This window comes from Phenylobacterium sp. Root700 (genome assembly GCF_001429025.1).
Lineage (GTDB): Bacteria > Pseudomonadota > Alphaproteobacteria > Caulobacterales > Caulobacteraceae > Phenylobacterium.
Genome location: NZ_LMHT01000027.1, coordinates 1 through 14681 on the forward strand (window position 1 = coordinate 1; position 14681 = coordinate 14681).

General features: G+C 65.9%; 10 protein-coding genes. 7 read left to right on the top strand and 3 right to left on the bottom strand.

Annotation, left to right across the window (positions count from 1 at the left end):
* A partial coding sequence (locus ASE02_RS13805) for an acyl-CoA dehydrogenase family protein (protein ID WP_200957676.1) occupies positions 1–288 on the bottom strand: 288 nt, incomplete at its 3' end.
* A 66-nt stretch (positions 289–354) separates the two neighbouring features.
* Positions 355–2163: an NAD(P)/FAD-dependent oxidoreductase gene (locus ASE02_RS13810; RefSeq protein ID WP_156406053.1), complete on the bottom strand. Its 1809-nt coding sequence runs from the start codon at positions 2161–2163 to the stop codon at positions 355–357.
* Between the two features lie 380 nt (positions 2164–2543).
* Between ASE02_RS13810 and ASE02_RS13815 the strand changes: the two genes are divergently transcribed.
* From ASE02_RS13815 to ASE02_RS13840, 6 genes are all read left to right on the top strand, one after another.
* The gene (locus ASE02_RS13815; RefSeq protein ID WP_082602070.1) at positions 2544–4709 is read left to right on the top strand and encodes a TonB-dependent receptor; all 2166 of its coding nucleotides are present in this window, start codon (positions 2544–2546) and stop codon (positions 4707–4709) included.
* Positions 4710–4824: 115 nt separating this feature from the next.
* The gene (locus tag ASE02_RS13820) at positions 4825–6300 is read left to right on the top strand and encodes an amidase family protein (RefSeq protein WP_056735121.1); all 1476 of its coding nucleotides are present in this window, start codon (positions 4825–4827) and stop codon (positions 6298–6300) included.
* A gap of 145 nt (positions 6301–6445) precedes the next feature.
* Complete coding sequence (locus ASE02_RS13825) at positions 6446–7018, top strand: histidine phosphatase family protein (protein WP_056735122.1); 573 nt, start codon at positions 6446–6448, stop codon at positions 7016–7018.
* 32 nt (positions 7019–7050) lie between these two features.
* Positions 7051–7422 carry a limonene-1,2-epoxide hydrolase family protein gene (locus ASE02_RS13830; protein ID WP_056735123.1) on the top strand — a complete coding sequence of 124 codons (372 nt, stop codon included), beginning with the start codon at positions 7051–7053 and terminating at the stop codon, positions 7420–7422.
* Between the two features lie 199 nt (positions 7423–7621).
* A complete protein-coding gene (locus ASE02_RS13835; protein ID WP_082602071.1) occupies positions 7622–9907 on the top strand; it encodes a TonB-dependent receptor in 2286 nt (761 codons plus the stop codon).
* Positions 9908–10059: 152 nt separating this feature from the next.
* Positions 10060–11382 (top strand): amidohydrolase family protein, encoded by a 1323-nt coding sequence (locus ASE02_RS13840; protein WP_200957677.1) that lies wholly within the window; start codon positions 10060–10062, stop codon positions 11380–11382.
* A gap of 43 nt (positions 11383–11425) precedes the next feature.
* Here ASE02_RS13840 and ASE02_RS22370 read toward each other — a convergent pair whose 3' ends face one another.
* Positions 11426–11578: a hypothetical protein gene (locus ASE02_RS22370; RefSeq protein WP_156406054.1), complete on the bottom strand. Its 153-nt coding sequence runs from the start codon at positions 11576–11578 to the stop codon at positions 11426–11428.
* 857 nt (positions 11579–12435) lie between these two features.
* Here ASE02_RS22370 and ASE02_RS13845 point away from each other — a divergent pair.
* Positions 12436–14670 carry a TonB-dependent receptor gene (locus ASE02_RS13845; RefSeq protein ID WP_056735124.1) on the top strand — a complete coding sequence of 745 codons (2235 nt, stop codon included), beginning with the start codon at positions 12436–12438 and terminating at the stop codon, positions 14668–14670.
* Positions 14671–14681 lie beyond the last annotated feature (11 nt).

Sequence of the window (14681 nt, forward strand, 5' to 3'; positions counted from 1 at the left end):
CTCGATCTCGCGGGCGATCAGGCCGTAGGCCACATGGCTGACCCCGGCCCCGCCGTACTGCTCAGGCAGGGTGGCGCCCAGGAAGCCCAGCGCGCCCATCTCGCTCATGATCTCGCGGTCGAAGCGCTCGTCGGCATAGGCCGAGACCACCCGCGGCAGCAGCTTCTCGCGGGCGTACGACCGCGCCGACTGCCAGACCATCCGCTCCTCCTCGGTCAGCCGCGAGGCCAGGTCGAGCGGGTCTTCCCAGTTGAAGGTCTTGGGCTGATCACCGGTGTCGAGGGCCATGGCGCTGGTCTCCAAAATATCGAGCAGATGGGGAGGCCGCCGATGCGCCCTCCCCTTAGGTTCAGATCAAGCCGAGACGGTTTCGGCCTGGGCGATTTCCATGCCCGGCAGGCTGTCGGCGGCCCGCCACTCCTTCAGGAGTTGGATGAAGATGACCGGACCGCCGCCGTAGAAGTTGTTCCGCACGGCCAGGTCGGACGGCATGCCTTCGTTGTTGTAATAGCCGGGCGTGCACTCCTGGTCGAAGGCGCGGCGCATGCCGGCGTACGACATCACCTCGGCCACCCAGGCCTCTTCCGCCGCCTGGCTCGGCTCGATGGCGCGGATCTGCCGGTCCTCGCAATGCTTGACGATATAGGCCACGTGCTTGCTGGCCTCGTTCAGCATGTGGGTGAAGTTCGGCGTATTGGCCGACTGCGCATTGCCCAGCACGAACATGTTGGGGAAGCCGCGCGTGGTCATGCCGTGCAGGGACGAGACCCCGTCCTTCCACTTCTCCGACAGGCTCAGCCCGCCGCGTCCGTAGGTCTGGAAGCCGGTCCGCCGGGCGTAGTCGGTCTGGAACTCAAAGCCGGTGCCGTAGATCAGGCAGTCGAGCTCATACTCCTGGCCGTCGACCACGACGCCGCGCTCGGTGATCGCCTCAACCCCCTGCCCCTTGGTGTCGACCAAGGTGACGTTGGGACGGTTGAAGGTGTCCAGATAGTAGTCGTTGAAGCACGGGCGCTTGCACATCTGGTCGTAGTACGGCTTCAGCGCCTCGGCGGTCGCGCCGTCCTGGACGACCTCGTCCACCCGCGCCCGGATCCGCTCCATCCGCGCGAAGTCCTTGAGCTGGATCTGCTCGAAGGCCTCGGGGCCCATCCCGCCGCTCATGGCGATGCCAATCGGCGAGAGGATCTCGGTCCAACCATCGCCGACCATGTCCTGGTCGGCGACGCCGCCGCTGACCAGCAGGTTGAAGTTGTCCATCCGCTCCTGCTGCCAGCCGGCCGCCAGGCTCTTGGCCCACTGCGGATCGGTCGGCCGGTTGTAACGGGCGTCCACCGATGAGGGCGTGCGCTGGAAGACATAGAGATGGCCCGCGCCCTCGCCCAGGTGCGGCACCGCCTGGATCGCCGTGGCGCCGGTGCCGATGATGCCGACCCGCTTGCCGGCCAGGCCGGTCATGTTCCCCTGTGCGTCGCCGCCGGTATAGGCGTAGTCCCAACGGCTGGTGTGGAAGGTGTGGCCCTTGAAGCTCTCGACGCCGGGGATGCCCGGCAGCTTCGGGCGCTGCAGCGGCCCGGTCGACATGCAGACGAAGCGCGCCTTCATGGCGTCGCCGCGATCGGTGGAGACGATCCAGCGCAGCGCCGCCTCGTCCCAGCGCAGTTCGGTCACCTCGGTCTGGAAGCAGGCGTCGCGATAGAGATCGAAATGGCGGCCGATCGCCTGGCTGTGCTGGAAGATCTCCGCCCCGCCCGCATACTTCTCGGAGGGGACGTAGCCCAGCTCCTCGAGCAGCGGCATGTAGACATAGGCCTCGATATCGCAGGCCGCGCCCGGATAGCGGTTCCAGTACCAGGTGCCGCCGAAGTCGCCGCCCTTCTCGATGATCCGGATGCTCTTGACGCCGGCCTCGCGCAGCCGGGCCGCGGCCATCAGCCCGCCGAACCCGCCGCCGATCACCACCACGTCGACCTCGTCGCTCAGCGGCTCGCGCGTGAAGCCCGGCTCGACATAGGGATCGTCCAGCAGGTGGGCGAACTCACCCTCAACATAGCGATACTGGCTGGTCCCCTCGTTGCGCAGGCGCTTGTCACGCTCAGCGCGATACTTCTCGCGCAGGGCGACGGGGTCGAAATCCAACACGGTGTCTTGGGTGGGGTTCACAGCATCCTCCAGAAGCCCGTCGCCTATTCCACCGCCCAGATGGCGGCCCGCGGTCTATCCGCGACGGGCGATCGAATTGACGTACTGGTGCACAAAATCCCCAAATCGCCACCGCTCGTCAAGCGCTTCGACAAATGAGGGCGCCAAGGTTCAGTTTGGACAATTACGTTTGCACGCGCTCGCGGCGGTGATGGTCCGCAACGCCGGGTTTTATCTCGCCTCACCTTTCTACCGCAGGGGTTCGCAAACCCAGCTCCACGATGCACCGCATCGTCAAATTGCTTGACAGCGAGCTTACACAAGAAGGTATCTATGACCCGGATCGTCAAAACCGGCCCGCCTGAGGCCGGACGCGGAATCATTAGTGGAGGGGAAATCCCATGCGTAAGTGCTTGCAAGTGCTGTTGTGCGGCTCGGCCGCGATCAGCGGTTTGGCGGCGGCCAGCGGAGCCTGGGCCCAAGCGGACGGGCCTGTTCAGATCGACGAACTGATCGTCACCGCTCAGAAGCGGGCCGAGAACATCCAGGATGTCCCGGCCGCGATCACCGCAATCAGCGGGGCCGCGCTGCAGGAGCGCGGGGTGGCGTCTCCCGTCGACCTTCAGTTCGTGGTTCCCAGCATGCAGGCGGGCAAACTGCTCGGCCAGACCGCAATCACGATCCGTGGCGTGGGACTGAACCAGGGCTCGCCCGGGGTCGCCATCCATGTCGACGGCGTCTACCAGCCACGGCCGTCCATGGGCGATCTGGCCCAGACCGACATCGAGCGCGTCGAAGTGCTGCGCGGCCCGCAAGGCACGCTCTACGGCCGTAACGCCAACGGCGGCGCGATCAACTTCATCACCCAGGCGCCGAGCGACCAACTCGAAGGCTACGTGCTCGGTAGCTACGCCACCTACAACGAGACCCGGCTGCAAGGGGTGATCAACGCGCCGTTCGGCGACCGCGTACGCAGCCGGCTGGTCATCGACCGTTGGGACCGCGACGAGGGTTTCGTCAAGAACGTCCTGCCGAACGGCCAAGATGTCGACAAGGGACAGACCCTGGCCGCCCGCTTGCGCGTGCAGGCCGACCTACTTGAGAATCTGACATTCGACCTTGGCCTCACGGGGCTCCACGGCGAGGGCCCGACCTCCTACTTCACGCTGTACAATGTCCCGACGGCGGGAGCGCAGGCGGTGAACCCCTATCTGACCGGCGCCACCGTACCGCTGGAGCCACGCCGCATCGCGGCGAACGACCCGATCGGCGCTGAACGGGACTTCGCCTCGGCCTCTGGCACGTTCACCTGGGATCTGGGCGACTTCCAGGTCAAGTCGATCACCGCTTACCAGCGCCTGGCCGATCACGAAGTGCGCGACGACGATTCCATCAATGTCAGCGCCTTCCCCTCCGAGCGCACCGCCCGTTCGCGGACCGTGACCCAGGAACTGAATATCGGCGGCCAGGTCGGCCCGGTGACGGCCGTTGTCGGCGCCTTCTACATGCGCGACAGCGCCTTCGATCAGTTGCACTACGACTTCCCGCTCGGCATCTTCCCGCTGCCTGCCGGAAGCTCCCTCGACCACCTCTCCATGCGCACGATGACGAAGTCCAAAGCGGTCTTCGGCGACGCGACCTGGAACCTGACGGACCGGGCTCGCATCGTGGCGGGCATCCGCTTCTCTGAAGACAAGATCACCCAGACCCAACGGACACTGCTGAGCTTCGGGCCGACGCCGCCCTTCGCCAGTTGCCCGCTGCGCACCAACGACGTGGCCTACAAATCCACCACCCCGAAAATCGGGGCGCAGTTCGACGTCTCGGACGACAGCAACGTCTATGCGACCTATTCGAAGGGCTTCAAGAGCGGCGGCTGGAACCTCTACGCCTGCGACAACGGGTTCGAGCCCGAGAAGGTCACGTCATATGAGGCGGGCTGGAAGAACCGGCTGCTCGACAACACCCTGATCGTGAACGCCTCAGTCTTCTACTACGACTACACCGACCTGCAGCTGAGCCAGGTGGTCGGCCTTGTCCGCCTGATCAAGAACGCCCCGGCCGCCAAGGTGAAGGGCCTCGAAGTCGAGGCGGTTTGGAAGCCCGAGGAACACTGGACGTTCAACGCCAACGCCTCGTTCCTGGACGCCAAGTTCACCGAGTTTTCCAACATCGACTCGCTGGACCCAGCGCTCGGAACCCAGAACGTGAAGGGGCACTATCTGAACAACTCGCCGAAGGTCTCCAGCAATGTCGGCGTCGCCTACAAGACCGACCCGCTCAATGTCGGCGGCCGGCTTACCGCCCGCGCGGACGTGAGCTACCGCAGCAAGATCTACTTCCGCGAGTTCAACAACGCTCAGGACGCCCAGAAGGCCTATACGATCGTCAACGCCGCGTTGATCTGGGATAGCCCGGAGGAAAAGTACCGTGTGCGCCTGTACGCCACGAACCTGTTCGGCGAGGACTATCTCGTGCAGATGGATTCCTCCGACAACTTCGGCTCCCGCTTCGTCGCATGGGGCTCGCCCCGTCAGGTCGGACTTGAGCTGAAAGCCAACTTCTAACGACCAAGGCGTCGGGAGCCATGGGCTCCCGACGCCGCGCCGTCGCCCTGCGCTCTCGGCGCTGATGACGCCTTGATCGCCGCGGTCCGACTGACAAATCAGAAGAAGAGATTCCATGACCGAGTTGACCCGTCGCGGGTTCGCGCAGGCCGCCGCCATCCTGGCGAGCGCCGCCCCTCTTCAGGCGCGTGCTTCGAGCGCGAGCGCCGCTCCGATGGACGCCGTGGCGATGGCGCAGGCTGTCCGCACGGGCAAGGCCAGCGCCGCTGATCTGGTCGAGGCCGCGATCACCCGCCTTGAGAAGGCCAACCCGCAGATCAACGCCGTCGCGCTCCCGAACTTTGAGCGAGCCCGCAAGATGGCGGCGGCTGGCGTCGCCGGCCCGCTGCCCGGCGTGCCGACGCTGATCAAGGACGTCGCCTCGCAGGCTGGCCTGCCCTTCACGTTTGGATCTCGGGCCTACCGCGCTCGCATCGGCGAAACGGACGCCCCCTATGTCGTCGCCGTGGAACGCTCGGGCGTCGTTTCGATCGGGCGCTCCACCACGCCCGAACTCGGCCTGTCCGGGACCACCCAATCGCTGCTCGCCGGGCCGACCCGCAATCCGTGGAACCTGGAGCATAGCGTCGGCGGATCCTCGGGCGGCGCGGCCGCGGCGGTGGCCGCGGGCGTCGTGCCGGTGGCGCACGCCAGCGACTCGGGCGGCTCGATCCGCGTTCCGGCCGCCGCCAACGGCCTGGTCGGATTGAAACCCTCGCGCGGGCGCATGGTCGGATCGCAGAACGATCACGCGATCACCGACCTCACCGTCAACAACTGCGTCAGCCGCACGGTGCGCGACACCGCCGCCTGGTTCGCCGCGACCGAAATGACCGGTGAAGCCGCGCGCTTCGCCCCGGTCGGCGTGGTCACCGGCCCGGGCCAGCGGCGGCTGCGCATCGGCGCCCACCCGGCCGAGAACAACGGCGCCCCGCCGAGCCCCGACGTCGAGGCGGTGTTCGCCAAGGCGCTGCCGCTGCTGCGGCGGCTCGGACACAAGGTCACCGATCGCCCCCTCGCCTTCGACATCGCGCGCGCCAACCAGGCCGTGCGGGTCATGTTCGGCGCTGCGGCGGCCGGTCGCGTCAAGGCGGTCGGGGTGGATCTGGGACGCGAGCCTGGCCCCGACGACCTGGAACCCTTGACCCTGGGCCTGGCCGAGATCGGACGGCGCTCGGCCCCCGGCGATCTTGGCGCGGCGGTGGCGACGCTCACCGAGGCGGTCCAGGGCTATGACGCCCAGTTCGAGACGATCGACGTCTACATGACCCCGACGCAGAACAAGCCGCCGATCCCGCTGTCCTATCTCGACCCGGCCCTGCCCGCCGAGACCCAGATCGAGCGTGTATTCGGCTTCGCCCCCACCTGGATCGACAACATCGCCGGCACGCCGGCGATCACCCTGCCCATGGGCCTGAGCCAGGACGGTTTGCCGATCGGCCTGCAATTCTCGACCCGCGCCGGCGGCGAGGCCGTGCTGCTGCAGCTCGCCTTCGAGCTTGAGCGCGAATTGCAGTGGTATCGCCGCACGCCGCCGATCTGGGTCGGCTGACGAGCGCAACTGATGATGCGCCCCCGGCCGCCACGCCTCTAACCCGAAGGCCACCTCCCGCCGCCAAGAGCCTAGCGCACAGCCACAACCTCAGCGATAAGGCGCGCGAAGCCGGGGAAAACCGGCGCGACGGGGGAATTGGGCCATGGAACTTATCCTCATCCGCCACGGCCTGCCCGTGCGCAACGACGAGAGCTCCGATCCCGATCTGTCGCAGGAAGGCCGCGACCAGGCCGGCAAGGTGGCCGCCTGGTTGGCCCACGAGGGCGCGGACGCGGTGTGGTCCAGCCCCATGCGCCGGGCCATCCAGACCGCGCAGCCGTTCGCCGACCACCTTGGCCACCAGATCAGTCAGCACGAAGGCGTGGCCGAGTTCGATCGCGATTCCGGCTCCTACGTGCCGATGGAGGTCCTGAAGCGCGAGAACTACGAGGCATGGCTGGCCCTTGCGAGGGGCGAGCACGCCATGGACATCAACGCCTTCAGCGCCGCCGTCGTCGGCGCGCTGGAAGAGGTGATCGCCGCCCATGCGGGCCAGCGGGTGGCGGTGTTCTGCCATGGCGGAGTCATCAATGTCTGGACCGCCCACATCCTGGGCATGGCGCCGCGGCTGTTCTTCGAGCCGGGCTACACCAGCGTGCATCGCTACATGTGCGCCCGTGGCGGTCAGCGGGCCGTGGTGGCGCTGAACGAGCGCGCCCACCTGCGGGCGGCCTAGGCGGTCTCAAACAACAAGAGGGGGAGCCAAAGATGGCGAACAACGAACAGGTGATAGCCGACTTCATCACCGCGTGGTCGCGGTTGGATGTCGAGGAGCTGGTTCAGTATTTTTGCGAGGACGGCGTCTATCACAACATGCCGACCAAGCCCGTGACCGGGCACGAGGCCCTGCGTCCGTTCATCGCGGCGTTTCTGAAGGACTGGACCTCGACCGAGTGGGACGTCCTGAACCTGGTGTCCAAGGGGAACATCGTCATCGCCGAGCGCCTTGATCGGACGATGGTCGGCGACAAGCCGGTCAACCTGCCCTGCTGCGGCGTGTTCGAAATGCAGGACGGACGCATCAAGGTCTGGCGCGACTATTTCGACATCGGAACCTACGTTTCGGCTCTGCGCGGCTAAAAGGCCGGGGGCGGGCGCTTTCAGGCACAAATTTGCGCCGGATCATTGAGTTCGGCTGGAATTTGGCGATCCAAGATGGCGTAAAGACCACAGCAGGCAGAAATTTCCTCAGCGAGGAAACTCTGCTGTTGCCACGAATAGTTTCGAATGGAACTATTTTCGACAATTCAGATCAAGAATATCGCGGCCGGGGGATTACATGACCACACTCATTTCAACAAGACAGCGCACCCGCTTGCTCGGAGCCACGGCCTTGGGCTCGGCTCTGCTGATCGCGGCGGGCGGCGGAACCGCCTGGGCTCAAGGGACCGCCAGCGGCGGCCCGGCGGTCGAAGAACTGGTCGTCACGGCGCTGAAGCGCTCGACCGTCCTGCAAGATACGCCCATCGCCATCTCCGCCGTCACCGGCGAGACCCTGGCCAAGATGGGCGTCGACAACATCGGCGACTACGCCAAGGCGGTGCCCGGCCTGACCCTGGTCGACGGCGGCCCCGGCGCGCGGCGCGTGGTGATCCGCGGCATCCAGGGCGCTGGTGAAGCCCAGGTCGGCATCTATTACGACGAAACCCCGGTCGGCGGCTCGCCCGGCACCACCAGCGACAGCGGCGCGCGTTCGCCGGACCTGAAGCTGTTCGACGTCCAGCAGGTCGAAGTGCTGCGCGGGCCCCAGGGCACGCTCTACGGCTCGGGCTCGATGGGCGGCACGGTGCGGGTGATCTTCCGCAAGCCGGGCTACGAGAATGAAGGCGCCTTCGAAGGCAACGTCTTCTCCACCAATGGTGGCGGCATGGGCTACGAGGCCAACGCCATGGTCAACCTGCCGCTGGTCGAGGACAAGCTGGCGGCCCGCGCCGTGGTGTTCTACCGCGAGGTCGACGGCTACGTGGACAACAACGTCCTTGGCCTCAAGAACCTCAACGACGAGACCACCTGGGCCGGCCGCCTGCTGGTGCGCTACGAGCCGACCGAGAACCTGACCATCGACGCCGCGGCCTTCGTCCAACGCACGGACGCGGTCGCCCAGTCGGTCAGCGTCAAGTCCGGCGACTACGTCTCGACCAGCCGCGCCCAGCTGCCGCTGTACGACGACTACAACATCTACAGCCTGACCGCCCGCTGGGACCTGGGCTGGGCCGCCCTGACCGGCGTGACCTCGAAATATTCGCGCAGCCAGCTGCAGACCTCCGACGTCAGCAACTTCATCGGCAACTTCCGCAACAATCCGGGCCTCTGCGCCTCGCGCAACGGCGGCGTCCCCTGCGGCCCGGCCGAGTTCGCGACGTTCAACGCCTATGTGAACACCCACACGCCCAGCACCCTGCACCAGCCGCAGGACGTCGACACCTGGACCAACGAACTGCGCCTGTCCTCGACCGCCGAAGGGCCGCTGAACTGGACCGTCGGCCTGTTCTCGGAAGACCGTGACGCCTTCATCGTCAGCCAGCAGCAGGGCGTGGATCCGGTCACCGGCATCGCCTACTCGCCGGCCCGCATCTCCACCGTCCGCACGATCGACGACAGCCTGAAGCAGACGGCCGCCTTCGGTGAAGGCTCCTACGAGATCACCGACAAGCTGACGCTCACCGCCGGCGCCCGCTACTTCAAGTATGAAAAGAAGATCGTCGGCCAGACCTTCGTCGGCCTCGACCTGATCGGCGCCCGCGTGACCCCGCCGACCACCGTCTCCTCCAAGGAAGACGGCTGGGTGTTCAAGTTCAACGCCTCCTATGACGTCAACGACGACATCATGGTCTACGCCCAGGCTTCGGAAGGCTTCCGCCCCGGCGGCGCCAACCAGGTGATCGGCCTGCCCGGCGCCCTGACGCCCTACGACTCCGACAGCCTGGTCAACTACGAGCTCGGCGCCAAGACCGCCTGGTGGAGCAACCGCCTGACCCTGAACTTCGATGTCTACCAGATCGACTGGGACAACATGCAGGTCAGCGGCCGCACGGCCAACGGCGCCTTCTCGTTCATCAGCAACGCCGGCGCCGCCCGGGTGAAGGGGGCCGAAATCGAGGCCGTCCTGAACCCGATGCAGGGCCTGCAGCTCCAGGCCAACGCCAACTTCAGCGACGCCAAGCTGGTCGAGGACCAGGTCAACCCTGACGTCAACGCTCCGGGCCGCAAGGGCGACCGCATCCCGTTCATTCCGAAAGTCACCACCGGCCTGGCGGCCCAGTACACCTGGCCGCTCACCGATGGCCTGGACGGTCTGGCGCGGCTCGACGCCAACTATGTCGGCACCAGCTATTCGGAGTTCCGGCCGACCAACGCCTTCAGGCAGAAGGTTTCGTCCTACACCCTCGCCAACGTCCGCGTGGGCGTGGAGGCCAAGGACTGGGGCGCCTACGTTTACGTCAACAACATCACCGACGAACTGGCCTACGTCACCAAGAACCAGAGCGCGATCAGCGCCGGGACGATCAACGGCGTCACCGTGCGTCCGCGCACCGTCGGCGTGACCTTCAACAAGAAGTTCTGATCGCCTTCACCGTTCACGCGGCCGCCGGCCGCGTGAACGGTCTCCATTTCGACCCAGACCCTATTTCGACCCAGACCTTCCGCCCGTCCCCATCCAGGGCGGCTAGGCCTCGGCGTGTTCAAAGCACCGGATTTTCCGCAGGAGATTAGCCCTTGAAGATCAGCCCGCCCCTTCGCGCCGCGGCCATGGCCTCGGTCGCCGTCCTGGCCCTCGCCGCCGCCCCCGCCCAGGCCAAGGACATCGTGGTCCATGCCGGCCGGCTCATCGACGGGGTCGGCAAGCTGCCGCGCAGCCAGGTCAGCATCCGCATCACCGACGACAAGATCGTCGCCGTCGAACCAGGCTTTGTAACCCCGGTCGGCGCCGAGGTGATCGACCTGTCGCGCGCCACGGTCATGCCCGGCTTCATCGACAGCCACACCCATATCCAGTCGCTGAAGCCCAAGGGCGACCCGATCGCCCGGAAGATGACTCGCACCAGCCTGGACTCGGCCCTGTCGTCCACGGTCAACGCCCGTAACCTGCTGCTCGCCGGCTTCACCTCGATCCGCGACGTCGGCGGCGGCGGCGGCGTCGACGTGGCGCTGAAGCGCGCCATCAACGCCGGCCAGGTCACCGGGCCGCGCATGTGGGTCGCCATGGAACCGCTCGGCCCGACCGGCGGCCACTCCGACCCCACCAACGGCCTCGACCCCGAACTGCTGCATTCCGGCTGGGGCAACTCGGTGGTCGACGGCGCCGACGAGGTCCGCAAGGAGGTGCGCGCTCACCAAAAGCGCGGCGCCGACCTGATCAAGATCATGCCCAGCGGCGGCGTGCTCAGCATCGGCGATGATCCCAGCCACGAACTGATGACCGTCGACGAGGTCAAGGCCGCCATCGACACCGCCCATAGCCTCGGCCTCAAGGTCGCGGCGCACGGCCACGGCAAGACCGCCATCGACATGGCCGTGAAGCTGGGCGTCGACTCGATCGAGCACGGCTCCTTCGCCGACGCAGAGAGCTACAAGCTGTTCAAGCAGCACGGGACCTATCTCGTCCCCACCCTGCTGGTGGCCTCCAATTCGCTGGAGCTGGCCCTCACCCATCCCGAGCTGATGAACCCCTCGGCCGCGGCCAAGGCCAAGGTCGTGGTGCCCCAAACCCTGCGCAACTTCGGCGACGCCTATCGCGCCGGGGTCAAGATCGCCTTCGGCACCGACACCGCGCTGGGCGAGAACGGCAAGGAGTTCGCCCTGATGGTGAAGTCCGGCATGCCGGCCATGGAGGCGATCCTCTCGGCCACCCAGTCGGCGTCCGACCTGCTGGGCGTGGCCGACCAGATCGGCTCGGTCCAACCCGGCCGCTTCGCCGACCTAGTCGCCGTCGACGGCGATCCGCTGACCGACATCACCGAACTGCAGCACGTCGACTTCGTGATGAAGGGCGGCGTTGTCTACAAGCAGGACGGCAAGGCCACCGTCGCCTCCAACTAGGCCCGGTCCGCCGGCGCGCTCAGCGCGTCGGCGGTCTCTCCGATCAGGCCTGCAGCGCGCGACGGAAGAAGTCGAGCAGCAGGCCCAGATCCTCGTTCCATGTCTCGGGGTCGGGCATGTGCAGTTGCCCCGCATAGATGTGAACCTCAGGGTCCCGCCCGGCGTCGCGAAGATTGGCGGCCAGATTGGGCGTCATCTCCGAAGGCCAGAGCCATCCTTGTCCCCGGCGCTCAGGAACAACGGCCCGGCATAGGCCTCGATTTCGATGGGTAGCCCGGGCGAAACCGGGTGGCCGCCAAGACTAGGCCGGCATCGTAGCTCTGACTCTGGAAGCTCCACCTCGATGGCGGCCCGTCGCCGCTTCGATCACAGGCCGTGGTCCCAACCGCCAGGCTCGGCGTCTCCCACACTGAAGCCACGCCGGAAGACTTGTCCACGCGCGCCGCCGCCGGCGCGCGGGACCGGGCGACGACGTGGCGTGCGAGTGTGTTTTCGGGCTTCCGGCGAGCCCATCGGTCTGGATATGCAAGTTTTTAGTCATCGGTAGGTCGCCAAGTCGCCCCTGCGGCCAGATCACGACATGGACCTCTGCGCCGCCGCGAATCTGAAACCCTACAAGCGTCACTCGGTTCGCCATAATTATCTGATTTAATTATAATTTCTTTCGCATTCCCGGGAACTCTCAACGCGGGCTTTGACAATTTCAGGTCTGCAAGGTTCGCCCCAGGCGCCACTTAAAATTGTTGCCGCCGCACCCACTCGGCAAGCTTGAAAGTGGCCTGCTCGGCAGCGGTCAACCGTCCGGAAACGCTCCTCTTCAACGAAAAATTCTCGGTGCGGGCCATCACGCCCGACAAATCAGAACGACATTTTATGTCTATAATTCAGATAGTTATGAAAAATCAAAATCAACAAATTGTGGCGCGAGACCTTCCAGGCCTCATCGCCTCGCTCCGCTAACCACCTTCATTACTTGCATTACGAGACCCGCTTAGTGCAGGTTGCGTTCGGACGAAGCCGAAGTGCTTCGCTGACGAAACGGGGAGACTTCAGATGCAATTGAAGATGATGTGCGGCGTCGCATGGGCCGCGCTGACGATTGGAACGCCTTTCGCCGCAGCAGCGCAGGACAGCGCGGTGGTCGAAGAACTCATCGTCACCGCTCAGAAGCGCGAGCAGGGCCTGTCGCAGGTTCCGATCTCGATCACCGCGCTCAGCGGTGAGCAACTCGAACGCTCCGGCGTCAGCCGCGTGGAAGACCTCTACGCCATCGCCCCATCGGTCTCGTTCTCGCCGGCGCAATCCTCCTCCGGCGCAGGCCTGCGGATCCGCGGCGTCGGCAGCGCGGCCTTCAGCTCGGCGACCGAATCCAGCGTCTCCACCATCATCGACGGCGTGGTGGCCGGCCCCGGCGGGGCCGCCCTGACCGACCTGTTCGACGTGGCGCGCGTGGAAGTGCTGCGCGGTCCGCAAGGCACGCTGTTTGGCAAGAACTCATCGGCCGGCGCGATCAATGTCGTCAGCCGCGCGCCCACCGACGCATTCTCAGGTTTCGCGAACCTGCGCTATGGCGAGGCGCTGCGCGAAATCCGCGCGGAAGGCGCGATCAGCGGCACGATCGCCCCCAACCTGCGGGCGCGTCTGGCCGGCTATCGCCTGACCCAGAACGAGGGCCAGGTCTGGAACCCGGTCCGCAAGACCGACGAGAACAAGCGTGACCGCTGGGGCCTGCGTCTGCGCGCCGATTATGAGATCGGCCCCAACAAGCTCGACTTCATCGCCCAGTACGAAGAGCAGGACAACGCCTGCTGCCGCGTGTCGTTCTACGGCCTGGACTCACGGGCCTACGGCGCCCTGACCCGGCTCTACCTTCTGCCGAGGCAGGCCGCGAACGGCGTCGTGCCCAGCCCGGACAACCGGCTTTCCATCGCCGACGGCCCGCTGAACGAGAGCACCCAGACCACCCATCTGGTGGCGACCGCCTCGCACGAGTTCCAGAACGGCCACGTGCTGCGCTCGATCAGCGGCTATCGGAAGTGGGAAGAGCTCGACACCATCGACGTCGATGGCGTCGACGTGAACCTTGGCAACGACGCGCGCCAGCAGCGCGACCTGAGCATCCTGAGCGAGGAACTGCAGCTCATCTCGCCGGGCGACCAGAACCTCCAGTACGTGCTCGGCCTGTATTTCTACGATCAGAACTCGGGCGGCGACTCGATCACCGCCGGCGGCGCGGGCACCATCCTCGGCCAAAGCTCGACGACCTCTCGCGGGACGGTCGACGTCCGAAACTACGCGGCGTTCGCCGATGGGACCTATGACTTCAATGAGCAGTGGCAAGCCTTCGCCGGCCTGCGGGTGCTCTACGAGAAGATGGAGGTCAGCTCGCAGCGGAGCGGCAACTACTTCGCCTTCTCGCCAGGCACGTTCCAGGGGAAAATCAGCACCGACGACACCAACTGGGTCGGCCGGGTCGGGGTTCGTTTCGTCCCCAACAGCAACCAATCCTACTATCTGTCAGCGTCGCGAGGCTACAAGGGCCGCGCCGTCGACAACTCGACCGGCAACCTGTTCTTCACCAATCCGGACCGGGCGGTGCTCAATCCGGAATTGGTCCACGCCTATGAATTCGGCGCGCGGACCAAGTGGTGGGAGAACCGCCTGGTTCTCAACCTGACCTTCTTCTACAGCGACTTCTTCGACTATCAGGCCGGGTCGTTCGACAACGTCACCAGCACGGTCATCCTGCGCAACGCCGGCAAGCTGAACACCAAGGGCGTCGAGGCCGACTTCGCGCTCATCCCCTGGCAGGGCGGCTCGATCTCCGGCGGCCTGGCCTATGTCGATGCGGTCTTCGAAGACTTCAAAGGCGCGCCCTGCACGGTGGTTCAGAACGCCCTGCGCACCTGCCCGGTCGGCGGTCAGGACCTGTCGGGTCGCCCGCTGAGCAATAACCCGAAGTGGCAGTACAACATCCGCGGCCAGCAGAACTTCCCGCTCGCCGACGCGATCGAGGGCTATGTCCGCGGCGAGTACTCCTGGCGCGACGACGTCACCTATGGCGGCGACCTAAATCCCGCCACCCGCCAGCCGGCCTTCGGCGTCGCCAACTTCCGGGTGGGCCTGACCTTCGCGGACGGCGATTACGAGGTCTCGGCCTTTGTCGAGAACGCCTTCGACGAGAGCTACGCCCTGCGGATCTACGACTCCCCAGCCTTCCCCGGGTCCTATTCCGCTTTCTTCGGTCCCTCGCGCACCTATGGCGCCGAGCTTCGCGCGAAATTCTGAGCAAGGAGAGC